Here is a 25774-nt window from a genome sequence, read left to right on the forward strand (position 1 = left end):
GCGCTGGAAAGCCCAAGGGGGAAGTTACGCCTTATGGCGCGTATCGTGATGAAATTTGGTGGCACGTCGATGGCGGGCATAGAACGTATCCGCAGCGTCGCGGCGCGTGTGAAGCGTGAAGTGAGCGCGGGCAATCAGGTTGCGGTGGTCGTGTCAGCAATGGCAGGGGAAACCGATCGCCTTGTCGGCTTCTGTCGGGAAGCGTCTTCATTATACGATGCCCGCGAATATGACGTGGTCGTTGCAACGGGCGAGCAGGTGACGAGCGGGCTTCTGGCCCTCGCTCTGCAATCGCTCGGCGTTCCGGCAAGAAGCTGGCTCGGCTGGCAATTGCCAATCCGCACAAACGATGCTCATGCCTCTGCCCGGATCGAGGATATCGACACCGCTGCCCTCGACGCGGCGCTTTCTTCAGGCGAAGTTGCGGTCATTCCCGGCTTTCAGGGTGTTTCCGATAACGACCGCATTTCGACGCTAGGCCGTGGTGGGTCAGATACATCGGCTGTTGCCATCGCAGCGGCGATGAAGGCGGATCGCTGCGACATTTATACCGATGTCGATGGCGTTTATACGACCGACCCGCGCATCGTTCCCCGCGCTCGCAAACTGAAGCGCGTGACCTACGAAGAAATGCTCGAACTCGCGAGTGTCGGCGCAAAGGTGCTGCAAACGCGGTCAGTCGGCCTTGCCATGAAGACCGGCGTTCGTATTCAGGTATTGTCGAGTTTCGACGACCCGAACAACAGCGCCACCGCCGATACCCTTCCCGGAACAATGATCGTCGGTGACGACGAAATCGGAGACGATATGGAACGCCAGCTCATCACAGGCATCGCTCACGACAAGAATGAGGCAAAGATCACGCTCACCAGCGTGCCCGACAAGCCCGGCGCGGTCGCGCGCATCTTCAGCCCACTGGCTGCGGTCAACATCAACGTCGATATGATTATCCAGAATATCGCGCATTCGACTGGATCGACGGACGTCACGTTCACCGTTCCCCAGGCCGAACTCAGTCGCGCTCTCGACGTTCTCGAAAAAGCACGTGCCGATGTCGGGTACGAAACGCTCGTTCACGATACCAAAGTCGCAAAGGTTTCGGTGGTCGGCGTCGGTATGCGCAGTCACGCAGGCGTCGCATCGACGATGTTCACCGCACTCGCCGATCGCGGTATCAATATCCAGGCGATCTCTACCAGTGAGATCAAAGTCAGCGTGTTGATCGAAGAGGATTATACCGAACTCGCCGTTCGCGTTCTTCACACTGCTTATGGACTTGATGCGGAGGAAGCCGCTTGAGCCGTCTCAACGCGCTCATGGAGCGCGGAACTGCCTTTTTGGGCAGCGAAGTCGCGATCATGTGCGGCGCGATGTCGTGGATCAGCGAGCGGCATCTCGTATCCGCAATCTCGAACGCGGGCGGCTTTGGCCTGATCGCGTGCGGCGCAATGACACCGGCGCTGCTCGATACAGAGATCGCCGAAACCAAAAAGCGCACGGACAAACCGTTCGGCGTCAATCTCATCACGATGCATCCCGATCTGATGGAATTGATCGCGGTCTGCACCCGACATAACGTCACTCATGTCGTGCTGGCGGGCGGACTGCCCCCGACGGGCAGCATCGACGCAATCAAGGGGTCGGGTGCCAAGCTGATCTGTTTCGCACCGGCGCTCAGCCTTGCCAAGAAACTGATCCGATCCGGTGTCGATGCTCTGGTGATCGAGGGGATGGAAGCAGGGGGCCATATCGGCCCGGTATCCACTTCGGTTCTCGCGCAGGAAATTCTTCCCGAAGTCGCAGAGCAAGTCCCTGTCTTTATCGCAGGCGGCATCGGACGCGGAGAAGCAATGGCGGCCTATCTCGAAATGGGAGCAGCCGGTGTGCAACTCGGCACCCGTTTCGCTTGTGCGACCGAAAGCATTGCTCATGCGAACTTCAAAAAGGCGTTCTTTCGCGCGTCAGCACGCGACGCTGTATCCAGCGTGCAGATCGACCCACGCCTGCCGGTAATCCCCGTGCGTGCGCTGAAAAATGCAGGCACCGAATTGTTCACTGCAAAACAGGTAGAGGTCGCCCGCGCGATTGACGATGGCGGTCTTGCGATGGCCGAAGCACAGCTTCAGATCGAGCATTATTGGGCAGGAGCGCTGCGTCGCGCGGTCATCGACGGCGATGTCGAAAATGGGTCGCTGATGGCGGGCCAGTCGGTCGGCATGGTAAAGACCGAAGAACCGGTCGCCGAAATAATAGCGGCGCTGATCGCCGAGGCCAATAAAGCATTAGACAAGCGTGTTACCATCGCCATCGCAGCCGCGCAGTCCTCTGTTCAGATTGCGGCCGCTCGCTGACTTTCCTCCAGCCGATTGGCGCAATTGGCGAAAATCGGCTGGGCTACCGGTTGGAAGCGCGCGCAGCATCTGTTAGCGCCGCACCATGTCATCTGCTGCCGCCTCCGCCCGCGAAATACTGACCCGCCTTCACGAGGTCATGGCATCGCGCACTGGCGCTCAGGCCAAGCTCAACCAGGTCGCGGGTATCATCGGCGAGGCACTCGAAAGTGAGGTCTGCTCGATCTATCTGTTGCGCGATGGCGAGCTGGAACTTTACGCTACCCGCGGACTGAATCAGGACGCGGTCCACGTCACAAAACTGGCTCTCGGAGAAGGGCTCGTCGGCACGATCGCCGCCAATGTCGAAACCCTGAACCTTGACGAAGCGATCAGCCATCCCGACTTCGCCTATAAGCCCGAAACCGGCGAGGAAATGTTTCACAGTTTTGCGGGCGTGCCGATTGTCCGGCGCGAAGAAGCCGTCGGCGTTCTTTGCGTTCAGCACGCCGATTCACGCCGTTATGCGGAGGTCGAAATCGAAGCCCTGCAAACCGTTGCGATGGTGTTGAGCGAATTGATCGCCAACGCCGGACTGGTCGATGAAAAACGACAGGGGGCCGACCGCATCCTCCAGACCCAGATGGTGCGTCTGCCGGGGCTGAAACTGGTCGAGGGTATGGCGCGTGGTCACGCGGTTTATCACCAGCCGCGAATCATCATCGAACACACCGTCGCCGAAGACACCGAAGCCGAACGCCACCGCGTTTATTCGGCCTTCGACAAGATGCGCGAACAAATCGACCGGATGTCGGCACAAGCTGAATTTGGCTTCGACGGCGAAACGCGCGAAGTGATCGAGACTTACCGGATGTTCGCCTATGACGAGGGCTGGAGCCGTCGCATCAACGAGGCGATCGATTCAGGACTGACGGCAGAAGCCGCGATCGAACGCGTGCAGCAACGCACGCGGATGCGGATGCGCCAGATCGACGACCCGTTGCTCGCCGATCGGATGCACGATCTCGAGGATCTGGCGAACCGGCTGTTGCGCATCGTGTCGGGTCAACTCGGTACCGCAGCGCAGGCTGGATTGCGTCAGGACACGATCCTGATTGCCCGCAATCTCGGTCCTGCTGAACTGCTTGAATACGATCGGCGTCGGTTAAAGGGTGTTATCCTCGAAGAAGGGTCACTTACCGCGCATGTAACCATCGTTGCGCGTGCAATGGGCGTGCCCGTTTTGGGCCGCGTGCGTGATGTCCGGCGCATGATCGTCGATGGCGACGCGCTGCTGCTCGACGGAACAGAAGGCAATGTCGTCGTCCGCGCCAGCCCGGCGATGGAAGAAGCCTTTGATTCCAAACTGGTAATCGGCCAAAAACGCCGCGCGCAATTCGCCGCTCTCCGCGATCAGCCCTCAATTTCAAAAGACGGCACCCGAATCGCACTGATGGTAAACGCCGGGCTACGCGACGACGCGGCAGCACTCGACATCACTGGCGCCGACGGCATCGGCCTGTTCCGCACCGAGTTTCAGTTTCTGGTGTCGGCCACCCTGCCGATGCGCCAGCAACAACAGCGGCTCTATCGCGACGTCCTCGATGCGGCAGGCGATCGGCCTGTCGTGTTCCGCACCGTCGATATTGGCGGAGACAAGGCGCTGCCATATATGCGGCAGGAAGAAGAGCAGGAAGAAAACCCCGCGATGGGCTGGCGCGCTTTGCGGGTCGCGCTCGATCGCGGTGGCCTGATGAAACCACAGGCGCGCGCTCTTCTAGAGGCGGCGGCGGGTCGCACTCTTAACGTCATGTTCCCCATGGTGTCCGAACCCTGGGAGTTCGATCAGGCCCATGCAATTTTCGAGGCGCAACGCACTTGGCTGCTCGCGCGTGGAAAACGTGTGCCCGCAGCAGTAAAATATGGCGCGATGCTCGAAGTACCTGCGTTGGCCGAAGTGCTCGACATCATCCTTCCAAAGCTGAACTTCCTGTCGATCGGAACGAACGACCTGACGCAGTTTCTGTTTGCCGCCGATCGCGCGAACCCGCGGCTCGCCGAACGATATGACTGGCTCAGCCCGGCCATCCTCCGTTTCTTGAGCCGCGTTTCCAAAACTACGCGTGAACACGACGTTCCGGTTACAGTCTGCGGCGAGATGGGCGGCCGACCGCTCGAAGCGATGGCATTGCTCGGCCTCGGAATAGAGCGCCTGTCAATTACGCCTGCAGCGATTGGCCCGGTCAAGGCCATGGTCCGCTCGCTCGACCTGGCGGCCTTACGTGCAGACATGCCCGGTTTTCTAGCCTCTCCTCCATCGGATATGCGAGCGGCGATGGCTGCCTGGGCCAGCGCAAACGACGTCGAGATCGCTTGAACCAATTTTATTTCGGTTAAAGAGCCGGTTGACATCATGGCGTGCGATTGTTGACATAGCGCAGACCGTCGCGCGATGCCGCTACGCGATGGGGAGATAAAATATGGTCGACGGCGAAATCCCCGAAAAAGGCTTGTTCCCGATCTCGGTCGGCGAACGACTTCGGGTTGCGCGTGAAGCAGCGAAGCTCGATCTGAATGATGTCAGCACCCGCACGCGGATACCGTTGCGTCATCTGACCGCAATCGAGAACAGCGATTATACCGCCCTGCCTTCGCAAACCTATGCGCTCGGCTTCGCCAAATCCTACGCCCGCGCGATCGGTGTCGACGAGATTGCGCTGGGGAACGATCTTCGCGCCGAACTCGGCCGGGCGCATCCTGATGCGCGCGATGCCAATGTGTACGAGCCGGCCGATCCATCACGCGTACCGCCGCGCCTGTTGGCGTGGACGGCAGCATTGCTCGCGCTCATCATCGTCGTCGGATACGGTGTATGGCGCGGAGGATATTTTGATAGCGCCGATGTCGCAACGCCTGCTCCCGTCATCGCTCAGCAGGAGACGGTGGCAGCCGCAGCACCGGTGGCAAAGCCTGCCGCGACGGTCGGCCCCGGACAAGTCGTCCTGACGGCAACCACCGCAGTTTGGCTTCGTATCACGGATGGGGCCAAGACTGCGCTGTTTCAAAAAGAGATGGCGGCGGGTGAAACCTATCAGCTACCATTAACCGCGACCGACCCGAAAATCCTGACCGGCCGACCCGACGCCCTAAAGGTGACAATCGACGGTCGTGAGGTCGCGCCATTGGGTGGAGCGAAGACTACTGTTCGTAATCTGGGTATCAGCGCAGCCGCGCTCAATGCCCGAGTGGCAGTCACTCCGCCGCCAGTCGCGGCGGGTACGACGCCAGTTGCAGCCGCTTCTCCGGCTGTGCCACAATAATCGAAACTTGGGTGGGAACTGATTGATGCGATCGAAAATCTGGGCAGCTGTAGCTCTTGCGGGCACGCTGTCGTGGTCGCCCCTCGCGGCCCAATCGAATTCAGGACAATCCGGCTCGGGCAGCGGTCCGCTCGACCAGCGCGTAGGCAAGCTCGAGAAGGAAATGAAAGCGGTCCAGCGCTCGGTTTTTCCGGGCGGGGCACCCGTCCAGCCCGATATCGTCGGTAACACGGGTCCGGCCATACCAGCGGGCAATGCTGCTTCGACGCCGATCGTTGACCTGACCGCCCGCATCGACGCACTTGAAAAAAGCTTGGCTTCACTGACCGGGCAAGTGGAGCAAACCGGCTATCGCGGTCGTCAGGCGGACGAAGCGATCAAGCGCCTGGAGGCACGCCTCGCCACGCTGGAGGGCACCGGCCCCGCTGCGGCAACTGACGAGACTGCGCCAACCGCTCCACTATCGCCCCAATCGTCTGTTCCAACATCGCTGGCGCGCCCACCGGCGGGAGTTGCCAAACCGGCTATAGCAAAAGCTGATCCTACTCACAGGGCAGCGGTCGCAGCCGTGGAAATGCCCTCAACCGGGGATGCGGCTGAAGATGACTACACCTATGGGTATCGCCTGTATGTGGCCAAGCTTTATCCCGAAGCAGAGGCGAAACTGAAAGAGTTCGTGACGAAGTATCCATCGCATCGACGGTGGAGCTATGCGCAGAATCTGCTCGGTCGTGCCTATTTTGACGAGGGTAAGCCTGCGCTCGCGAGCGTCGCCTTTTATGATAATTATCAAAAGGCACCGAAAGGCGAGCGCGCTGCGGAAAGCCTGACATGGCTGGGGCAATCGCTGACCAAGCTGAAAAAGCCTGCCGATGCCTGCAAAGTCTATGACGAACTGCAGGACGTGTACGGCGCGCGGCTGGCACCGGACCTGAAAGCAAAGGCGGCCAAGGGACGTGCAGACGCCAAATGTTCTGCCTGATTCAGCGATCGCGCGATTTCGTGCCGATTTCGCCAAGCTTGTCGGACCAGTCACCGAAGGGCTGATCGGGATCGCGATTTCCGGCGGTCCCGACAGTGTCGCGCTGTTGCTGCTTGCCAACGCTGCATTTCCCGGACGGGTCGAAGCCGCAACAGTAGATCACCGGCTGCGCACCGCGTCGGGGGACGAAGCGGCCTTTGTTGCAAATATCTGTCGCGACTTGGGCTTACCCCATCGGATTATCGTCCTCGAAGAACTGGCGCGTGGCAATATGTCTGCGTCAGCTCGTGAGGCGCGCTACGATGCCTTGGACAATTGGGCTGACGAGCGCGACATCGCCTGGCTGTTGACCGCCCATCATGCCGACGATCAGTTGGAAACGATGGCAATGCGGCTAAATCGGGCATCGGGCGTAGCTGGCCTTGCCGGGATTCGCGCCCGCCGCGGTCGGATCTTACGCCCCTTGCTCGGTTGGCGGCACAGGGAACTTGTGCAGATTGTAGCCGCAGCGGGCATCGTCCCCGTGGACGATCCCTCTAATCGAGACGACCGTTACGACCGGGCCCGGCTCAGGAAAGCTTTGACGGGCGCCGACTGGCTCGATCCGCTTGCAATTGTGCGCAGTGCAGCCGCTCTCGATGAAGCCGATCGCGCGCTCGACTGGGTCGTTCTGAAACTGCGCTCGGAGCGGCTTTTCGATGGTGCCGATACTTGGACCTATGATGCTGCGGGGCTGCCCGCAGAACTGCTAAGGCGTGCGCTAATCGACTGTCTTCGCGTCATAGATCCTACCAGCAGGCCCCGAGGCGCAACGATCGAACGCCTCCTCAAAGCCCTGCAGGGTAACGCCACCGGGACGATTGGCCGGGTGCGTTGCGCCGTGAAGGATGGCCGCTGGCACTTCACGCTGGCGCTGCCCCGTCGTCCCAAAGTGAGCCCCAGGCGGGTTTAGACGCGCCCGTTCCATTGTCATTAATCGAATCCAGCCTATCTTGGGGGCTGGAAGGCGGAACAAGACTCATGAACGACGACAAACAGCCACAGGGTAACCCCTGGATGAAAAGCCTCTTGATCTGGGTCGGCATTCTCGCCGCCCTGGCCGTTTTCGTTTCGATTTTCGATGGTCGCACGCAAACCGCTGCCGCTTCGGGCATTCCTTATTCCGAATTTGTCGCCAAGGTTGAAGAGGGTTCGGTCAAGTCCGTTGTCATTTCGAACAACGAGATTTCCGGCAGCCTGAGCAACGGTGAAGCCTTCCGTACCTACCCCGTCCCCGATCCAGAACTAACAGCACGACTGACCAAGGCGAATGTCGACTTCCGTGGCAAGCCCGAAGAGTCAGCAAGCATCTGGGTATTGCTGCTGTACCAGGCGCTTCCATTCGTTTTAATGATCGGCCTCGCCTTCTTCGTGATGCGCCAGATGCAGAAGAACGCCGGTTCGGGTGCGATGGGTTTCGGTAAAAGCCGTGCCAAGATGCTGACCCAAAAAGAAGGCAAGATCACTTTTGCCGACGTCGCTGGCATCGACGAGGCGCGCGAAGAATTGCAGGAAATCGTCGAATTCCTGAAAGACCCTTCAAAATTCGCACGGTTGGGCGGCAAAATTCCAAAAGGCGCGCTGCTCGTTGGATCACCCGGTACTGGTAAAACCCTGCTCGCCCGCGCAATCGCTGGTGAAGCTGGCGTGCCATTCTTCACGATCTCTGGTTCTGATTTCGTCGAGATGTTCGTCGGCGTGGGTGCAAGCCGCGTCCGCGATATGTTCGAACAGGCGAAGAAGTCTGCCCCATGTATCGTCTTTATCGACGAAATCGACGCTGTGGGTCGTCATCGCGGTGCCGGTCTCGGCAATGGCAATGACGAGCGCGAACAGACGCTCAACCAGTTGCTAGTCGAAATGGATGGCTTCGAAGCGAACGAAGGTATCATTATCATCGCGGCGACCAACCGTCCCGATGTTCTTGACCCTGCGCTGCTTCGTCCGGGCCGCTTCGATCGTCAGGTTACCGTCCCGCTACCCGACATTGGCGGTCGCGAAATGATCCTGCAGGTGCACATGAAGAAGGTTCCAATCGCTCCTGATGTCGATGCGCGCACGCTCGCACGCGGCACACCGGGCTTTTCGGGTGCCGATTTGGCCAACATCGTGAACGAAGCCGCGCTGCTTGCCGCTCGCCTCGGCAAACGATTGGTTGCAATGGCTCAGTTCGAAGCCGCCAAGGACAAGGTTCTGATGGGCACCGAGTGGAAATCGCTCGTAATGACCGAAGACGAAAAGAAAATGACCGCTTATCACGAAGCCGGTCATGCTCTGGTCAGTCTGCTCGAACCCGCAACCGATCCGATTCACAAAGCCACGATCATCCCACGTGGTCGTGCCCTTGGCATGGTCGTATCGCTGCCTGAACGTGACAGTTACTCTTACCACCGCGACAAGATGTACGCCGATCTGGCGGTCACGATGGGCGGCCGCGTGGCCGAAGAACTGATCTTCGGCCACGACAAGGTATCGTCAGGCGCGTCGGGTGACATTCAGCAGGCAACCAAGCTTGCCCGTTCGATGGTCACGCGTTGGGGCATGTCCGACAAACTGGGTCCACTTCAGTACGAAGAGGCACAGGCCGAGACCTTTCTGGGCTATTCACAAAGCCAGCGTTCCAATATGTCGAACGAAACTGCGCAGGTAATCGACAGCGAAATCCGGCGTCTGGTGGATGGCGGCTATAATCAGGCAAAGACGTTGCTCACCGACAATATCGATAAGCTGAAGACTTTGGCCGAAGCGATGCTCGAGTTCGAAACACTTAGCGGTGACGAGATTGCGTCGCTGCTCAATGACGGCCAGCGGCCCGACCGGAGCGGCATCGATCACAACAAACCACGCGCCTTGAACACCGGCGGCTCGTCTGTTCCAAAGACGCGCCGTCCCGGCAAGTTCGGAGACCCGGCAGCGCAGGGAGCCTGATTAGCCCATCAGGCCCATCGCCAACGGCAGCACAGGAAATGTTGCCAACGCGGAAAAAGAAAAGATAGTGAGTGCAACCGTCCGCCAGAGCGCGGACGGTTCGCCGATACAGTAGGCTTCACGCAATCTCACGATATCGTGGCCCAGCGCCCATCAAGAAACGATGGACATGAGCGTTCGCGCGGCAAGCCCTCGCAAAAGGTACCGTTCACCTTTGCTCGAACGTTCAGACACGCTCCATGAACTGGTGCATCCCCGTCGCCCGCGTAATAATCGCTCCGGTTATAATATTCGCCCCGGCTGGTCCGACCTTTTTTGCGGAGTTTTGCAGCTTGTGCTAGCCGCCGCTCATGGCCCGTGATGATATCGATCCAACCCTGTTGATTAAGGACATGGCAACCCGCGCCCGCGCAGCTTCTGCCGTGCTTGCGCGCGAAACAAGTGCCCGCAAGGCGAGCGCGCTGATGGCGGCCGCTAAAGCGATTCGCACTGCCGAAGCTGAAATCCTAAATGCAAACGAGCAAGACGTTGCCGCCGCTCGAGCCAATGGCTTATCCCCCGCAATGATCGACCGGCTCTTGCTCGATTCTGGTCGAATCGCAGCAATCGCCGATGGGGTCGAGACCGTTGCCGGTCTTCGCGACCCCGTTGGCATGGTTATCGACGAGAACCTGCGTCCGAACGGTCTCAAATTATCGCGCGTCCGCGTTCCATTAGGCGTCATCGGCATCATTTATGAAAGCCGTCCCAACGTCACAGTCGATGCCGGTATTCTTTGCCTGAAATCGGGTAACGCCGCTATTCTGCGCGGCGGTTCGGAAGCGATGCGCACCAATCGCGCGCTTCACGCTGCGCTGATCGCGGGGATCACTGAAAAAGGTTTGCCCGCCGATTCGATCCAACTCGTCCCCACGACCGATCGCGCGGCTGTCGGAGCGATGCTCGTCGCACAGGGCATGATTGATATTATCATTCCCCGTGGTGGAAAGACGCTGGTTGCCCGCGTTCAGGACGAAGCTCGCGTTCCCGTCCTCGCTCACCTCGACGGGATCTGCCACACCTATATCGACGCGGCGGCCGACCCCGCCAAAGCTATCGCGATTGCAGTCAACGCCAAGATGCGACGTACCGGCGTTTGCGGCGCAACAGAAACCCTGTTGATCGATCAAGCTTACGCACATCCGGCCGCAGTCGCCGGAGCGCTGCTCGACGCAGGGTGCGCGCTACGTGGTGATGCGCAGGCACAACGCCTTGATCCCCGCATAACTGCCGCATCCGACGAGGACTGGGACACCGAATATCTCGACAATATCTGTGCAGTAGCATTTGTCGATAGCGTGGCCGGCGCGCTGGCGCATATCGCTGCGCACAGTTCGCATCATACCGAATCGATTGTTACCGAAAACGCGGCAACTGCCGAGCAATTTCTAGCCGCGGCTGATTCGGCAATCGTTATGCACAATGCCTCCACGCAATTTGCCGATGGTGGCGAATTCGGACTAGGTGCCGAAATCGGCATCGCCACCGGTCGCCTGCATGCTCGCGGTCCGGTCGCTCTTGAAGGGCTGACGACCTATAAATGGCTCGTCCGTGGCACGGGACAGGTGCGCCCCTGATCCTCACGGGCCTGCTTGGCGGATCGTTTAATCCGGCACACACGGGGCATCGGGCCATCAGTCTTTTCGCAATGGATGCCCTTGCTCTTGACGAGGTCTGGTGGCTCGTTTCGCCCGGAAATCCGCTGAAATCAGGCGTTGAAGACATGGCCCCACTGCCCGCTCGGCTAGCTTCGGCCAGGGCAATGGCGCGCCGTTCGCGGATTCGAGCCACCAACATCGAGGCGCGACTCGGAACGCGCTACACCGTCGATACTATCGCAGCGCTGGTTCGCCGTTACCCGAATCGTCGGTTCATCTGGATCATGGGTGCCGACAATATTGCCCAGTTCCACCGCTGGCGCGACTGGCGGAGGCTGGCACGCAGCGTAACGATTGCGATTATCGCGCGACCGGGCTATGAGTGCTTTACCGCCGCGAGCCCTGCGTCGGTCTGGTTGCGCCGTTTCGTTCGACGTGCAGGCAGTGCGCAACACTGGACGCAATGGAGACCGCCGGCGCTCGTGCTGCTGCACTTCCGCCCCGATCCGAGCTCCGCCACGGCGCTGCGCCGGGCCGATCCCATATGGTATCGCCGTTTTTCAACCCAATCCACGGGACTGCGCACACCGCGTTTTCCCTGACCAAAGGACCGTCCTTGCCCGCAGCTGCCATCAGCCAGCCCCCGTCGCCAACCGAATCGCCAAAGGATTCGGTCGATGCGCTTCATGCCATGATATTGGAGCAGCTCGACAGCGATCAGGCTGTGGAAACTATCTCAATCCCGCTCGAGGGAAAGTCGTCGATCGCCGATCACATGGTCATCGCTAGCGGTCGCTCGACTCGTCAGGTTGCATCGATGGCCGCCAAGATCGCCCAGCGCATGAAGACCGAATTCAAGCGTTCGCCTCGAATCGAAGGTCTGCCCGCTGCCGACTGGGTGCTGATCGATGCGGGCGATGTGATTGTCCACCTGTTCCGCCCCGAAGTTCGCAGCTTCTACAATCTCGAACGGATGTGGTCGCTCACCGACGCCCCGATTGTGGCGGGACCGGCTTTTTAATCGACCGTTCCGTTGAAGCTGCATATCGTCGCACGGGGCCGCATCGGGCGCAGCCCTGAAGCCGACATCGTTGCACGTTATTCCAAGCGGATCGCGTGGCCGCTGGTCATAACCGAACTGCCAGAAACCGGTGGCAAGGTTGCGGACCTGATCGCTCCTGCGCGGATCGTGGCACTCGATGAAACCGGCGACCAACTAGGCTCAATCGCATTCGCGCAACTTCTTGAAGGCTGGCGCGATGACGGTATCCGCGAGGTCCGTTTCCTGATCGGAGCGGCGGACGGGTTGACCGAAGCCGAACGCGCGAGCGCCGACCGCAGGATTGCTTTCGGATCGGCAACCTGGCCACACCTGATGGTCCGCGCACTTCTGGCCGAGCAGCTATATCGCGCGACGACAATTATTGCCGGACACCCATATCATCGCGAAGGCTAGCAGCTTCGACCGTATTCAGTCGGAGGTCGATCGTTTGCTGTTACTCCGGCAATTAAACAAAGCTGTAATGGTGTGAGATCAGACTTGTGTACACTCTCTCCATTGGCCGAACCGTGATGTGCCCGCCTGCAGTCGGCGTCGATGATTCCCCAACCCGCTCGACGCCACCCACCCCCTTTCGCTAAGAGGCCCCATGGCCGACCTGCTCGACACACTCAAAACGACATTCGGCTTCTCCGCCTTCAGGGGTGTTCAGCATCAAGTGATCGACCGCGTCATGGCGGGCCAGCGAACTGCGGCGATCATGCCGACCGGCGCGGGCAAGTCGCTGTGTTATCAGTTGCCAGCGGTGATGTTGCCCGGCACCTGCGTCGTTATCTCGCCGCTGATCGCGCTGATGCACGATCAACTGCGCGCGGCGGAGGCAGTGGGCATCAAGGCCGCCACGCTGACTTCGGTCGATACCAACCAGGCCGAAACTATTGCGCGTTTCAAAAGCGGCGATCTCAACCTTCTCTATGCGGCCCCCGAACGTGCATCGGGAGACGGCTTTCGCGACCTGCTCTCACAGGGAAAACTATCCCTGTTTGCCATCGATGAAGCCCATTGCGTTTCCGAATGGGGACATGATTTTCGTCCCGACTATCGCCTGTTGCGGCCATTGTTCGATCGCTTTTCCTCCGTCCCCCGCCTTGCGCTGACGGCTACTGCCGACGAACACACCCGCGCCGATATATTAACGCAACTGGGTATTTCCGAGGATGGCCTGATCGTTGCCGGGTTCGACCGCCCCAATATCCGATACAACATAGCCCCACGCGCCGGGACAACTCGTCAGATAAGCGACTTTGTTGCCGAAACACCCGGCGCGGGGATTATTTATGCCCAAACGCGGGCGCAGACCGAGAAACTCGCCGCTCAATTGGCTTTGAACGGCCGCCCGACGCGAGCGTACCACGCGGGGCTTGAGGCATCGGTGCGCGCTGCCAATCAGGCAGCGTTCGTTAAGTCCGAAGACATGGTGATGGTTGCAACGATTGCGTTCGGCATGGGGATCGACAAACCCGACGTCCGGTTCGTCGCTCATGCCGGGCTGCCGAAATCGATCGAGGCCTATTATCAGGAAACCGGGCGCGCGGGTCGCGATGGAGATCCAGCGGCAGCGCAACTTTTTTGGGGCGCTGACGATTTTGCGCGCGCGCGGATACGGTTGAGTGAAATCCCCGAAGATCGCATCGCCGGGGAACGGACAAGGCTCTCGGCGCTGGCCAATCTGGTTGAAACCGGGACATGTCGCCGTGCCGTCCTGCTCCGCCATTTTGGAGAAAGCCCGCCGGATAACTGCGGAAACTGCGACAATTGCCTAAATCCCCCAGCCCGCACCAACCTGACCGAGCTCGCGCGTAAATTGCTGTCGGCGGTTTATCGCACCGGGCAGATGTTTGGAGTCGGCCATATCGAAGCTGTGCTGACAGGTCAGTCGAACGAGAAGGTTCTGAAACTCGGCCACGACCGGCTCAGCGTCTTCGGCATCGTGACCGGCGACGAAGCCGAAATGGTAAAGCCCGTTGCCCGCGCACTTCTGCTTCGAGACGCGCTCGGCCAGACCGAACATGGCGGGCTCGAACTTGGTCCCGAAGCGCGTGCCATTCTGAAAGGCGAAGCAGAATTCGCGATTGCGATCCCGCCGCGCCGCGAGGGCAAGCGTCGGCGCAGCAACGACCAGCCCGCCAATCCGGTCGGCGACCCCCTGTTTGAAGCCTTACGGGGCCGCCGCCGCGAACTTGCCGCAGAGGCACAGATGCCGCCCTATGTGATCTTTCACGATTCGACGCTGCGCGAGATGGCAACAGTCCGCCCCACCACATTAGGTGAGCTAGGTCGCCTCGGTGGAGTTGGAACGCGCAAGCTGGAGGCCTATGGCGAGGCGTTTCTAGCCGTAATCAAATCCAACTGACGAGGATGCCAGCTATGTTCAAAACGCTCGATGAAAAGGTGATGGTGTCCGCGCAACTGAGCTTGGCAGACATTGCGAAGGCCAAGGCTCAGGGTGTGAAGCTGATCCTGAACAACCGGCCCGATGGCGAAGCGCCCGACGAGCCTCAGGGTGCCGAAATCGAAGCGGCGGCGCGAGCGGCCGGTATGGACTATCTTGCGGTCCCTGTGGGACAGGGTGGTTTTGGTCAGCCGCAACTCGACGCGATGGCGAAGGCGCTGGAAACCGCCGACGGTCCCGTCCTTGCCTATTGCCGGTCGGGGACGCGCTCGACGTTGCTATGGTCGCTGGCTCGCGCGAAACTCGGCGACAAGCCGGAGACGCTGCACAAAAAGGCAAATGCGGCTGGCTACGACCTCGCGCCGGTCGCTGCGCTGGTCGATATACTCGCTGCCAAAAACTAACCACCTCCTACGCTGAAACGAAAAATGGGCCGGGGCGCTTTGTGCGCTCCGGCCCAGTCGTTCGCAGGAGGAACCTGGTCTGGGCTGGCTACGATCGGGGAGAGGTTCCTTCGTCGCCAGCCCAAGCTCGTTAATAGTGGTAGGCGCGCTCACCGTGTTCAGCGAGATCGAGCCCTTCACGCTCGACATCCACGCTCGGACGAAGACCGATTGTTTTGTCGATGATGAAGAAGAGGATTGCCGAGCCGATACCCGAGAAGAGCAGGGTGAATAACACTGCCTTGATCTGGATATAGACCTGAGCGCCCATGTGGTAATCGCCAGCGGAAAGCGATCCGGGCTTGGCGGCATAGTCCGCAAGACCCTGACCACCGAGCGACGGTGCAACCAGAACACCAGTCATGATCGCGCCAAAGATACCGCCGATGCAGTGAACACCGAAGACATCGAGCGAGTCATCATATCCGAATTTGTTCTTCACCGTGGTGACGAAGAAGAAGCAGATCGGCGACACGAGGAGGCCGAGAACGACTGAACCCATTGGTCCGGCAAAACCCGAAGCGGGGGTTACGGCAACCAGCCCGGCAACAGCGCCAGTAACGGCACCGAGCAGCGATGGCTTACCCTTGACGACTTGTTCGATCAGCAACCAGCTCAACCCAGCGGCAGCCGTTGCCACGAAGGTATTGATGAAGGCGACGCCGGTGACACCGTTTGCTTCGAGATTGGAACCGGCATTGAAGCCAAACCAACCGACCCACAGAAGCGAAGCACCGATCATGGTCATGGTCAGCGAATGCGGAGCCATAACGTCTTTGCCGTAACCCGTGCGCTTGCCGATCATAAGGCAGCCGACGAGGCCAGCGATACCGGCGTTGATGTGAACGACCGTACCACCGGCAAAGTCGAGAGCGCCCATCTGGAAGAGATAGCCCGCTTCGCCATTGACGGCGTCGAGTGCGGCCTTGCCCTTGATCGCGGCGGCGGCGACGGCGTCAGGACCGTCCCAATACCAGACCATGTGAGCCATCGGAAAGTAAACGAAAGTTACCCAAAGCGCGACGAACAGCATCAGGGCGCTGAACTTCACACGTTCTGCAAAGGCACCGACGATGAGCGCAGGCGTAATGCACGCGAACGTCATCTGGAAACAGATGTAGACGTATTCAGGAATGTAAACGCCGTTCGAGAACGTCGCGACCTGCGAGTTGGCATCGACGCCGATCAGCGCCAGTTTGCTTAATCCGCCGGTGAAGGGTGTCGATCCGCCAGTAAACGCCTGCGAATAACCCCAGGTTACCCAAATGACCGAGACAATGCAGACGATCATGAAAACCTGCGTCAGGACCGAAAGCATGTTCTTCGTGCGGACGAGGCCGCCATAGAAAAGTGCAAGGCCGGGAACAGACATCATCAACACGAGTGCCGAGGAGACGAGCATCCAGGCGGTGTCGCCCTTGTTTACGGTCGCTGCCGGGATCGGCGATGCGGCAACTGCGGCGGCGGCTTGAGCCCATGCGGGCTGCACCAGGACCATCGCAGCGCTGAGCGCCCCGAGTCCCAGACCTAGTTTATGCGAAAGTTTCATCTTTCCCCCTGCCCTTCTAAAGCGCGTTGTTGTCGGTTTCGCCGGTACGAATGCGCACCGCCTGACCGATATCGAGAACGAAGATCTTACCGTCGCCAATGGCGCCAGTGTTGGCCGCAGCCTGGATCGATTCGACTACACGCTCAGCAAGGGCGGTGTCGCAGGCGACCTCCACTTTCAGCTTTGGCACCATGTTGGTCGAATATTCGGCACCGCGGTAAATTTCGGTTTGGCCCTTTTGCCGGCCAAAGCCTTTTACCTCGGTCACGGTCATTCCCGTGACGCCAAGTTCGGTTAGTGCTTCACGCACTTCATCGAGCTTGAACGGTTTGATAATCGCAACGACGAGTTTCATGCCACCCCCTTGTGGTTACATTCCAAGGTGCAGTGCAGCAAAGGTCATGCCAATTGGTCGCGCTAGCGATTTTACGACCTCTGGTCGGTTAATGGCTTATGATTGTGCAGAATCTATCAAACAAATGCCTTTTAATTAGGCAATTATGGATTTCGCGAGTTCTAAATCATCATCAAGCACCATGACCCGAACTGGTATTACCCAACCGGCGCTGTCAGCTATATTCATGCCGCCATCGAAAGCGACGCTGTCAATCCCTTCGACCTGAAGGCGTCCACGCACCATCGCCGCCTCCATCGCGTTAGGATAATTGCCGAGTTCAACCAGAGCCATCAGACCTTCCGGGGCTGGCGAGGTACGCCCAGCGGGCATTCGAGCGCCCCACGATCCCAGTTCCCCAGATCGGCAGCGACGTTATATGTCGACTGGCAGAAAGCCAGCAAAGCCTGACGCGGGTCGGACGACGAACGAACATCGTCATACGACAAGATAAACTCATCCAGTTCCGCACTGAAGTGGGCACTGGATGGCTCGACGGCCGCCAGCGCATAGCCATCCGGTGCGGGGTAGGCATAGGCGTAAAAAGCGGCATGAGGATAAGCATCGCTGCCCGGCCAGAAGCCAAGGCTGGATTCTTCATGGCTATAGGCTTCGCACGTCACCGCGTCGGGTAAGCCGGGAACTCCGCCGGAATGACGCGGCGCAATCCGCCCAGAAAACCGGGTCGAAGCGAGGTCAAAACTGCCCCAGAAAAAATGCGTCGGGCTGGCCTTCCCCAAAAAGCCGGTGCGAAAGCCCTTGAACACGCCATCGGTGATAATCAGGGCGCGCCAGAATCGTTGAACGGCCTCTGCATCATAAGGACGCTGGGCATGATCTTCGGCAAAGGGCAGCGCATCAGGTATTTCGCTCGGTTTCCCGTCGAAACCAGCTGGGACGTGCAACCCTTCGAGGGCGAAGATCACCGCGGCATGAAACGAGGCAATGCTCCCCGGCAACAGCGCCACCACCTCCCGCGATCCATCGCTTATCGTCATCACCAATTCGCCGCGCAGGAAATCAAAATCGATTTCGAGCAGCCTGTCTTCGAGCGTGATTGGCGACGTGCCGAATCCGCGCGCAGTAACATAGAGTGGGACATGCCAGCCGTGATTCAGCCACGGTGTCAGTGCTAACCGGACCTTGCCAACGATTTGCGTCATCAGGTGCAAATGCTGCGCAGTCTCCCGCCAGTCGGCCCAATTCAACATGGGCCAATCTGTGGGTGACTGCTTCGGCTTCACGCGCCCGTGCCTCCAACGGTCAGGCGATCGACCAGCAAGGTCGGCTGGCCCACCCCCGCCGGAACAGACTGTCCGCCTTTGCCGCAAATGCCGATGCCTTCATCCAGTTCGAAGTCGTTGCCGATACCGGTGACGCGCGTCAGGACGCTGGGACCATCGCCGATCAGCGTTGCGCCCTTAATCGGTGCACCGATCCGGCCGTTTTCGATTTTGTACGCCTCGGTACAGCTGAAGACGAATTTGCCCGATACGATATCGACCTGTCCGCCGCCGAAACTCTTGGCGAAAATCCCCGACTTCACCCGTGACAGGAGTTCAGCGGGGTCATCGTTTCCGGCACGCATGAAGGTGTTCGTCATGCGGGGCATCGGCGCGTGTGCATAGGATTCGCGACGGCCGTTTCCAGTTGCTGGCACTCCCATCAGGCGCGCGTTCAGACGATCCTGCATATAGCCCTTCAAGATGCCGTCTTCGATCAGGATGTTTTCCTGGGTGGGCGTTCCTTCATCGTCGATCGTGAGCGAACCGCGTCGGTCCGCAATCGAGCCATCATCGATCACGGTCACGCCCGGTGCACCGATGCGCTCACCGATGCGGCCTGAAAATGCCGAACTGCCCTTGCGGTTGAAATCGCCCTCCAACCCGTGCCCGATCGCTTCATGAAGGATGATCCCAGGCCAGCCGGGTCCAAGCAACACCGTCGTTTCGCCAGCGGGGGCAGCCACCGATTCGAGATTGACCAGACCCTGCGCCAAGGCCTCGTCGATCGCGCGATTCCAGGTCACCGGTTCGAAAAGATGATCGTAAAGGTAACGGCCGCCCATTCCGTATGAGCCGCTTTCACGACGACCGTTCGCCTCGACGACGATGCTGACGTTCAACCGGACAAGTGGACGGATATCAGTCGCGATAAAACCATCGGCGCGGACGATTTCGATCACACTCCAGCTTCCCGACAGTGACGCCGAGACCTGAACTACGCGAGGATCGCGCGCACGGGCGGCGGCGTCGATCGTCTGGAGCAACGTCACTTTCCGCTCGAAGGGGATCAGGCTCAGTGGATCGCTGGAAGTATAAAGGTGGCGATTGTTACCCCGTGGTGCGGGCGCGGGTTGTTGTTTTGCGGGATCGAGCAACCGCATGGTTTCCGCCGCGCGCCGGATGCCAGCTTCGCTGACGTCCTGCGAATGCGCAAAACCCGTCGTCTCGCCAGAAACACCACGCAGGCCAAAGCCATGCTCGGTGCCATAATCGGCAGTTTTCAGTCGTCCGTCGTCAAACCCGAAGCTCTCGGTCGCGCGGTACTGAAGGTAGAGTTCGCCGTCATCGCATTTGCCTAGAGCATCCGCAGTCAGCCGCTGGGCGGCATCCGGTGTAAGCTGGTTTTCGCGATACAGGTAACTGCGGGGGTCGGTTGAGCTGGTCATTCCGCCGATATAGGATGGTTATCGGCCGAGCGCATCCTCGCCGTGCTTTGAAATATCGCCCGGTGCATGATCAGCATCGGTGCCGACAAGAACGAAGCGCCGGTCGCAATAGCCGCAATCGACATAGCCACGTTCATCGATCTCGAGCCAGACACGCGGATGGCCAAGGGCGGGCGATATCTCGCCAGCGCCATCACAGACGACGCGGGCGCTATTCGTGCGAATTAGTTCTGGCTGGTCAGTCACGCTGCTGCGCTTAGCAATGCGGCAAACTTCAGTCCAGACACACTGACTATCAGACTAGAAGTAAACGACCGTGACGTTGAACTGACCGGAATAATCCCCGGCCGGCTGATTGGCAGCAACGTTCAATGTTCCACCAACGCGAACATCCAGGATGGCAGTCCCCGGAAAAAGTCGGGTCGCCGGACCATTTGTAGTGATTGCATTGACGGTCATGGTTCCGCCGCCGCCGGTTCGATCCAGCGTGATCGAAGTCGGCAGCGTGACGTTGCTATAGATATTGACAAGACCCAGCGCGACGAACCGTGCGGCCGACGGCGCACCGCCCGCAACAGTTACTCCACCCGCGGTGGTACGCGCATCTGTCGAGGGATCGATCTTAACGGTCCCCGCCATCGACGAGGCAATCAGCGAACCGAAATCGAGATCGTCGGTCTTCACGAGTGTTAGTGGCCGGAGCGTAACCACGCTCGCAGTTGCACTGGCTGTTGCCGCCGTCGCAACGGCAGGTGCGAACGCCAAGGCAATGGCCATAGCCGCAGATTTTGATTTGACGCTCCACATGGTCACGGACGCTACCGTCGATCGATTAACAAGTGCCTTGCGGGCGATGGTGAACACATCAGTAATAGGTCACAATAATTTGAAATGTGCCTGTGTACGCGCCGGGCAGCTGGTTCGGACCAACCGCCAGCGTCGCGCCGACACGGAGATCGAGTAGCCCTGCTGCATTCAGAAAACGCAGCACCGGGCCGTTGAGCGTCAAGCCTGTCACGTTCATCGTTGCGCCACCGCCCACGCGAGCCAGCACGGGCAGCGCCCCGCGATTGACCTGCAAATTCTGGAGTGCTCCTCCATAAGTGTAAAACTTCGCGGCCTGGGGTGTTCCGCCGGCCGCAATCGTTCCGCCGGTGTTCGTCCGCGTGTCGTCATCGGGATCGATCGTCACCGTCCCCGCCGTCGTTCCGGCAATGTTAGTTGCAAAATCGAGATCGGTCAGGTTCAGGAGCGACAGTTTGCGCAACGTGGTGACGCTGGCTTTGGCAGTTGCAACTCCGGCGCAGGCGGGCAGCGACGTGCCGCACCCCAGGATAACGAGCGCACACGCCATGACGCGCAGCCGCGAATATTGATGAAAAGCCCCCACACCGTTGCCATAGCGCTACGTCTTGTAAGCTGTGGTGAACAGCTTTGGTTAATACGTTGGCAGCCGGCCGCTACGCTTTACGCACTCGGTCTGCGCGCGCTAGGGAAAACAATGACCAACGCTGCGATTAAGATCGACTCTCTCGAGAAAACCTATGCCGGGGCAAGCAGGCGCTGAGCGGAGTGACCTTCGATGTTCCGCGAGGACAGATTTTCGGGTTGCTTGGGCCGAACGGCGCGGGAAAATCGACGATCATCAACATATTGTCGGGCATGGTGAAAAAGACCGGTGGCAAGGCAAGTGTCTGGGGCTTCGATATCGACGAACACCCGCGCAATGCCCGGGCGAGCATCGGGATCGTGCCGCAGGAAATTCTGTTCGATCCGTTTTTTACGCCGTTCGAGGCGCTTGAGTTGCAAGCCGGACTCTATGGCGTGCCGAAAGCTCAACGGCGGTCGATGGAATTGCTGCGCGCGGTCCACCTAGAAGACAAGGCGAATGCATATGCACGGACGCTTTCGGGTGGCATGAAGCGCCGGTTGCTGGTGGCGAAGGCAATGGTCCATTCGCCACCGGTCCTCGTGCTCGACGAGCCTACCGCAGGCGTCGATATTGAACTTCGCCAGCAACTCTGGGCGTATGTCCGCGAACTGAATGCGCAGGGCGTGACGATTGTACTGACCACCCATTACCTCGAGGAAGCCGAGGAATTGTGTGACCGCATTGCTATCATCAACCACGGTCGGCTGATCGCCGATAAACCGACGCGCGAACTTGTCGGAATGGCGCTTGAGAAAGTTGTTGAGGTCACGGTCGATCGTGATCTGACCGAAGCCCCCTCATCGCCGGTTTTCGAAAGTGTAACGCTAAAGGGCGATCGGGTGCTGGCGATAACTTATTCCAAGGCGAAGGTTCATGCTGGGGATGTTTTGACGGCGGTTAGTAATGCGGGGCTTGGTATTGTCGATGTTTCGACGCGGGAAGCCGACCTCGAGCATGTGTTCCTCAATCTGACGCGGGCCGGGGCCATTGGTTAAAAATTATGACGTAATTATAATAGGTTCTGGCGCGGCCGGCCTGACGGCGGCGCTGAACCTGGCCCCACATAAACGCGTTGCCGTACTGGCAAAGGGTGGTTTGTCCGACGGTGCGACGGGCTGGGCGCAGGGCGGTATCGCGGCAGTTCTGGAGCCGGGCGACACGTTCGAGAGCCATATAGAAGACACAATGATCGCTGGCGGTGGGCTTAACGACCGCTCAATCGTCGAATTTGTGGTCGAAAACGCACCCAGAGCGATCGAAAGACTCGAAGAACTCGGCGTTCCGTTCAATACCGAGAACAATGTCCTCCACCTGACGCGCGAGGGCGGACACAGCCATCGCCGCATCGTCCATGTCGATGATGCCACCGGATGGGCCGTACAGCAGGCACTGGAACGCGCAGCCGAAGCGCATCCGAACATCACGCTCATCCCCGATATGGCGGCAATCGACCTGATCACCGGGCGCAACGGCGAACGCTATTCGGGCGACGGCCATGCCTGGGGCGTTTACGCACTGAATCGCAAGTCCGGCCATGTCGACGCGTTCGTCGCCCCCGCCACCATATTGGCAACCGGCGGCGCAGGGCGAACCTATCTCTATTCCACCGCCCCGCGCGGCGCGACGGGTGATGGCATCGCAATGGCGTGGCGCGCAGGTGCCCGGATTTCCAACATGGAATTCATGCAATTCCACCCGACCTGCCTTTACAGTCTGGAGGTCAAGAATTTCCTGATCACCGAAGCCGTAAGGGGCGAAGGCGGGCATTTGAAGATCCCCAGCGGCCCCGAAGCCGGTCGCCGCTTCATGCCCGATTTCGACGAGCGCGCCGAACTGGCACCCCGCGATATCGTGGCGCGTGCAATAGATCATGAAATCAAACGACTCGGCCTCGACTATGTTCACCTCGACATCAGCCATATGCCGGCGGAGTTCGTCACCCATCACTTCCCGACGATATACGCAAAGCTGCTGACATTGGGCATCGACATCACGACACAGCCAATCCCCGTGGTTCCTGCCCAGCATTACACCTGTGGCGGCGTCCTGATCGACCGCGATGGCCGCACCGACCTGCCGGGGCTTTATGCCGCGGGAGAGGTCAGTCAGTCGGGCCTGCATGGCGCAAACCGACTCGCGTCAAACTCCTTGCTCGAATGTTTCGTGTTCGGCGAAGCCGCGGCGAAACACATCCTCGCCAATCCGGGCACCACGCCGCCATCCATCCGCGCATGGGATGAAAGCCGGGTCACCGATTCGGACGAGGAAGTGATCGTCCAGCACAACTGGCGCGAAATCCGGCGGTTCATGTGGGACTATGTCGGGATCGTCCGCACGACGAAGCGGCTCGAACGCGCAACGCACCGCATCGCATTGCTACGGTCGGAAGTTGCGGAATATTATGGACATTTCCGGGTCACGCCCGACCTGATCGAACTTCGAAATCTGGTCGAAGTGTCTGCGTTGATCGTGCGGTCGGCCCTATCCCGGCACGAGAGTCGCGGGCTGCATTACACCACCGACTATCCCGATAAATTGCCCGAGGCGGTGGATACGATCCTCGTTCCCTGATCTCTGGCCCCTGATCTCTGGCCCCAATCTTTGGCCTAACGCAGTTTACTGACTTTCAACCCGTCGAGCTTGGCCCGCGCCTGTATCGATTCCTCGCTGCGAGTCATCGCTTTCGCTATTGCTTTCAATGACATCGCCTTTGCGGCGAGGCGGTGAAGCTTCTGGATTTCGTCCGAAGTCCAGGGCTGGCGATGTCGCTCAAACTTTTCGGCCACGGTCATTCTCCGAAATTTGTAATGAAGTTGTAGCAAAAGCCACCTTCCCCATCGCCTGACCCTGTCTAAAGGACCAGCGCAAGGGTTCGGCGGGGGATATTGCCATGAAACTATTGACGGGTAATTCCAATCTGCCGCTGGCGAAAGCCATCGCAGCTTATCTCGACGTACCTCTGACAGAGGCAAGCGTCCGGCGCTTTGCCGATGAAGAAGTATTTGTCGAAATCCATGAGAACGTGCGCGGCGAAGATGTGTTCGTCCTGCAATCGACCGGATTTCCGGCCAACGACAATCTGATGGAGTTGCTGATCTGCATCGACGCCCTGAAGCGCGCGTCGGCCAAGCGAATCACAGCGGTCATTCCCTATTTCGGATATGCGCGACAGGATCGTAAGCCCGGTCCACGTACGCCGATTTCGGCCAAGCTGGTCGCCAATCTGATCACCGTAGCGGGCGCGAATCGCGTGCTTTCGGTCGACCTTCATGCCGGTCAGATTCAGGGGTTTTTCGATATTCCGACCGACAATCTGTTTGCGGCACCAGTGATGGCCGCCGACATTCAGGCTCGGTTTCCGACCGACAATCTGATGGTGGTTTCGCCCGACGTCGGCGGCGTGGTTCGCGCACGCGCCCTCGCCAAGCGACTCAACAACGCGCCCCTCGCGATCGTCGATAAACGACGTGAAAAGCCGGGCGAATCGGAAGTCATGAACATCATCGGCGATGTTGCCGGGCGATTCTGCATCCTGATCGACGATATCGTCGATTCGGCAGGAACGCTTTGCAACGCAGCCACCGCGCTTCGGGCGGCAGGTGCCCTCGATGTCGTCGCTTATTGCACTCATGGCGTGATGTCAGGTGGAGCCGTGGCGCGAGTCGAAGGGTCCGACCTGACCGAGTTGGTGATTACCGACACGATCCAGCCGCCCGAATCGGTGGCCGGTGCCAAGCGCATCAGAATGCTCCCCATTGCGCCGCTCGTCGCCGAAGCGATCAAGCGCATTGCCGACGAAAGCTCGGTTTCAAGCCTGTTCGACTGAGGCGTTCGCGGCGGTATTCGCGGCGTCTGCCCAGGGATCGTAGTTCCCGAAACTCCAGACAACGCCCTCCAGATCGCGCGCTTCATAGCTGCGTCCGCCATAGTCGTTGTCATGCGGTTCGGTGATTATGCGCGCACCAGCGGCTTTAGCCACGGCAAAATGCGCATCCGGGTCGTCAATGACGAGGCAGATGCACATCGGCGACTGACCGTTCAGATTGCCGATGGGCGTCATGTCGAACTGGTTACGACCATCGCGGCTGCCCGATGAGAGCATGACGACGTTGCCATCATAGGCCAGTTGGGCGTTGTGCACGGTCGCGCCGTCGGCGTGGACCGCAAGACGGGTAAACCCGAAAGCTTTGCATATGAAGTCGATTGCGGCGGGTGCGTTATCATAAAGCCGGCACGGCATAATCGCGGGTTTTACGGGCATCATAAACTCCCTTTTGCTTGCTGCATTATAGCAATGGGGCAACGGGAGCACCAACACTCCGAGCAATATCGTCGATTTTGATGTTTGCGGACCGCCAATTGGACCGCAATGCACGTCAACCGGTACAAGCTGGATGGCTTGCCTATGCGGGACGCAGTTCTGCGGATCATCCGGTCGATCGTCATTCTCGATGAAGGTCATCGCGCCTATTCCGAAACAGCGCGTCAAGCGCTTGGGGAGCTGGCGTGAGTTCGACTATTTCGCAGATATACTCGCCGACATTCCTTGAGATAAACTCGCTTATCACGGTGCCGCAGATTTGGTGCTGACCAGCGA

At 59.4% G+C, this 25774-nt stretch carries 25 protein-coding genes and 1 pseudogene; 16 read left to right on the forward strand and 10 right to left on the reverse strand.

The window, feature by feature from the left end; all coding sequences use genetic code 11:
* The first annotated feature begins 33 nt into the window (after nucleotides 1–33).
* From D3Y57_RS11725 to D3Y57_RS11785, 13 genes are all read left to right on the forward strand, one after another.
* Nucleotides 34–1299: an aspartate kinase gene (locus D3Y57_RS11725; RefSeq protein WP_121153142.1), complete on the forward strand. Its 1266-nt coding sequence runs from the start codon at nucleotides 34–36 to the stop codon at nucleotides 1297–1299.
* Nucleotides 1300–1316: 17 nt separating this feature from the next.
* Nucleotides 1317–2351, forward strand: a complete 1035-nt coding sequence (locus D3Y57_RS11730; protein ID WP_121153143.1) for an NAD(P)H-dependent flavin oxidoreductase — start codon at nucleotides 1317–1319, stop codon at nucleotides 2349–2351.
* A gap of 85 nt (nucleotides 2352–2436) precedes the next feature.
* Nucleotides 2437–4707, forward strand: coding sequence for a phosphoenolpyruvate--protein phosphotransferase (ptsP, locus tag D3Y57_RS11735; RefSeq protein ID WP_121153144.1), 2271 nt, complete (start codon nucleotides 2437–2439; stop codon nucleotides 4705–4707).
* A gap of 103 nt (nucleotides 4708–4810) precedes the next feature.
* On the forward strand, nucleotides 4811–5650 hold the full coding sequence (locus tag D3Y57_RS11740; RefSeq protein ID WP_121153145.1) for a helix-turn-helix domain-containing protein: 840 nt from the start codon (nucleotides 4811–4813) through the stop codon (nucleotides 5648–5650).
* A gap of 25 nt (nucleotides 5651–5675) precedes the next feature.
* Nucleotides 5676–6632 carry a tol-pal system YbgF family protein gene (locus D3Y57_RS11745; protein WP_121153146.1) on the forward strand — a complete coding sequence of 319 codons (957 nt, stop codon included), beginning with the start codon at nucleotides 5676–5678 and terminating at the stop codon, nucleotides 6630–6632.
* Nucleotides 6607–7584, forward strand: a complete 978-nt coding sequence (gene tilS, locus D3Y57_RS11750; protein WP_239026042.1) for a tRNA lysidine(34) synthetase TilS — start codon at nucleotides 6607–6609, stop codon at nucleotides 7582–7584. Before D3Y57_RS11745 ends, tilS begins: the two co-directional genes overlap by 26 nt.
* Before the next feature lie 68 nt (nucleotides 7585–7652).
* Nucleotides 7653–9599 (forward strand): ATP-dependent zinc metalloprotease FtsH, encoded by a 1947-nt coding sequence (gene ftsH, locus D3Y57_RS11755; protein WP_121153147.1) that lies wholly within the window; start codon nucleotides 7653–7655, stop codon nucleotides 9597–9599.
* A 350-nt stretch (nucleotides 9600–9949) separates the two neighbouring features.
* Nucleotides 9950–11215 (forward strand): glutamate-5-semialdehyde dehydrogenase, encoded by a 1266-nt coding sequence (locus tag D3Y57_RS11760; protein ID WP_121153148.1) that lies wholly within the window; start codon nucleotides 9950–9952, stop codon nucleotides 11213–11215.
* Nucleotides 11179–11838, forward strand: coding sequence for a nicotinate-nucleotide adenylyltransferase (locus D3Y57_RS11765; RefSeq protein WP_430739035.1), 660 nt, complete (start codon nucleotides 11179–11181; stop codon nucleotides 11836–11838). The genes D3Y57_RS11760 and D3Y57_RS11765 overlap by 37 nt, the downstream gene beginning before the upstream one ends.
* Before the next feature lie 89 nt (nucleotides 11839–11927).
* The gene (rsfS, locus tag D3Y57_RS11770; RefSeq protein ID WP_239026073.1) at nucleotides 11928–12257 is read left to right on the forward strand and encodes a ribosome silencing factor; all 330 of its coding nucleotides are present in this window, start codon (nucleotides 11928–11930) and stop codon (nucleotides 12255–12257) included.
* Nucleotides 12258–12269: 12 nt separating this feature from the next.
* Entirely contained in the window at nucleotides 12270–12692 is a 423-nt protein-coding gene (locus D3Y57_RS11775) for a 23S rRNA (pseudouridine(1915)-N(3))-methyltransferase RlmH (protein ID WP_121153150.1), read from the forward strand.
* Nucleotides 12693–12885: 193 nt separating this feature from the next.
* Nucleotides 12886–14649, forward strand: a complete 1764-nt coding sequence (gene recQ, locus D3Y57_RS11780; protein ID WP_121153151.1) for a DNA helicase RecQ — start codon at nucleotides 12886–12888, stop codon at nucleotides 14647–14649.
* 14 nt (nucleotides 14650–14663) lie between these two features.
* Complete coding sequence (locus tag D3Y57_RS11785; RefSeq protein WP_121155825.1) at nucleotides 14664–15092, forward strand: protein tyrosine phosphatase family protein; 429 nt, start codon at nucleotides 14664–14666, stop codon at nucleotides 15090–15092.
* Between the two features lie 130 nt (nucleotides 15093–15222).
* Here the strand turns inward: D3Y57_RS11785 and D3Y57_RS11790 are convergent, their stop codons facing one another.
* The 8 genes from D3Y57_RS11790 to D3Y57_RS11825 all read right to left on the reverse strand — a co-directional run bounded on the left by D3Y57_RS11790 (nucleotide 15223) and on the right by D3Y57_RS11825 (nucleotide 21135).
* Nucleotides 15223–16680, reverse strand: a complete 1458-nt coding sequence (locus tag D3Y57_RS11790; protein WP_121153152.1) for an ammonium transporter — start codon at nucleotides 16678–16680, stop codon at nucleotides 15223–15225.
* A gap of 16 nt (nucleotides 16681–16696) precedes the next feature.
* Nucleotides 16697–17035: a P-II family nitrogen regulator gene (locus D3Y57_RS11795; protein ID WP_121153153.1), complete on the reverse strand. Its 339-nt coding sequence runs from the start codon at nucleotides 17033–17035 to the stop codon at nucleotides 16697–16699.
* 135 nt (nucleotides 17036–17170) lie between these two features.
* The gene (locus tag D3Y57_RS11800) at nucleotides 17171–17368 is read right to left on the reverse strand and encodes a putative signal transducing protein (RefSeq protein WP_121153154.1); all 198 of its coding nucleotides are present in this window, start codon (nucleotides 17366–17368) and stop codon (nucleotides 17171–17173) included.
* Complete coding sequence (locus tag D3Y57_RS11805; protein ID WP_121153155.1) at nucleotides 17368–18285, reverse strand: DUF5996 family protein; 918 nt, start codon at nucleotides 18283–18285, stop codon at nucleotides 17368–17370. The genes D3Y57_RS11800 and D3Y57_RS11805 overlap by 1 nt, the downstream gene beginning before the upstream one ends.
* A gap of 29 nt (nucleotides 18286–18314) precedes the next feature.
* A complete protein-coding gene (tldD, locus tag D3Y57_RS11810; protein WP_121153156.1) occupies nucleotides 18315–19745 on the reverse strand; it encodes a metalloprotease TldD in 1431 nt (476 codons plus the stop codon).
* A gap of 18 nt (nucleotides 19746–19763) precedes the next feature.
* Nucleotides 19764–19991, reverse strand: coding sequence for a zinc-finger domain-containing protein (locus D3Y57_RS11815; RefSeq protein ID WP_121153157.1), 228 nt, complete (start codon nucleotides 19989–19991; stop codon nucleotides 19764–19766).
* Between the two features lie 54 nt (nucleotides 19992–20045).
* Nucleotides 20046–20522 (reverse strand): DUF4402 domain-containing protein, encoded by a 477-nt coding sequence (locus D3Y57_RS11820; RefSeq protein WP_205590119.1) that lies wholly within the window; start codon nucleotides 20520–20522, stop codon nucleotides 20046–20048.
* A gap of 88 nt (nucleotides 20523–20610) precedes the next feature.
* A complete protein-coding gene (locus tag D3Y57_RS11825) occupies nucleotides 20611–21135 on the reverse strand; it encodes a DUF4402 domain-containing protein (RefSeq protein WP_162987095.1) in 525 nt (174 codons plus the stop codon).
* A 111-nt stretch (nucleotides 21136–21246) separates the two neighbouring features.
* Here D3Y57_RS11825 and D3Y57_RS11830 point away from each other — a divergent pair.
* Nucleotides 21247–22172 (forward strand): annotated as a pseudogene (locus D3Y57_RS11830) (ABC transporter ATP-binding protein).
* Nucleotides 22165–23748 (forward strand): L-aspartate oxidase, encoded by a 1584-nt coding sequence (gene nadB, locus D3Y57_RS11835; protein ID WP_121153160.1) that lies wholly within the window; start codon nucleotides 22165–22167, stop codon nucleotides 23746–23748. The pseudogene D3Y57_RS11830 and the gene nadB overlap by 8 nt, the downstream one beginning before the upstream one ends.
* A 35-nt stretch (nucleotides 23749–23783) precedes the next feature.
* Here the strand turns inward: nadB and D3Y57_RS11840 are convergent, their stop codons facing one another.
* A complete protein-coding gene (locus D3Y57_RS11840; RefSeq protein ID WP_121155827.1) occupies nucleotides 23784–23963 on the reverse strand; it encodes a hypothetical protein in 180 nt (59 codons plus the stop codon).
* Nucleotides 23964–24067: 104 nt separating this feature from the next.
* On the opposite strand from D3Y57_RS11840, the gene D3Y57_RS11845 reads away from it, so the two are divergent.
* Nucleotides 24068–25003: a ribose-phosphate pyrophosphokinase gene (locus D3Y57_RS11845; RefSeq protein ID WP_121153161.1), complete on the forward strand. Its 936-nt coding sequence runs from the start codon at nucleotides 24068–24070 to the stop codon at nucleotides 25001–25003.
* On the opposite strand, the gene D3Y57_RS11850 is transcribed toward D3Y57_RS11845, so the two are convergent.
* Nucleotides 24986–25441 (reverse strand): VOC family protein, encoded by a 456-nt coding sequence (locus tag D3Y57_RS11850; RefSeq protein WP_239026043.1) that lies wholly within the window; start codon nucleotides 25439–25441, stop codon nucleotides 24986–24988. The two genes, D3Y57_RS11845 and D3Y57_RS11850, sit on opposite strands and share 18 nt — an antisense overlap.
* Between the last annotated feature and the right edge of the window lie 333 nt (nucleotides 25442–25774).

It is taken from the genome of Sphingomonas paeninsulae (genome assembly GCF_003660165.1).
GTDB lineage: Bacteria > Pseudomonadota > Alphaproteobacteria > Sphingomonadales > Sphingomonadaceae > Sphingomonas_O > Sphingomonas_O paeninsulae.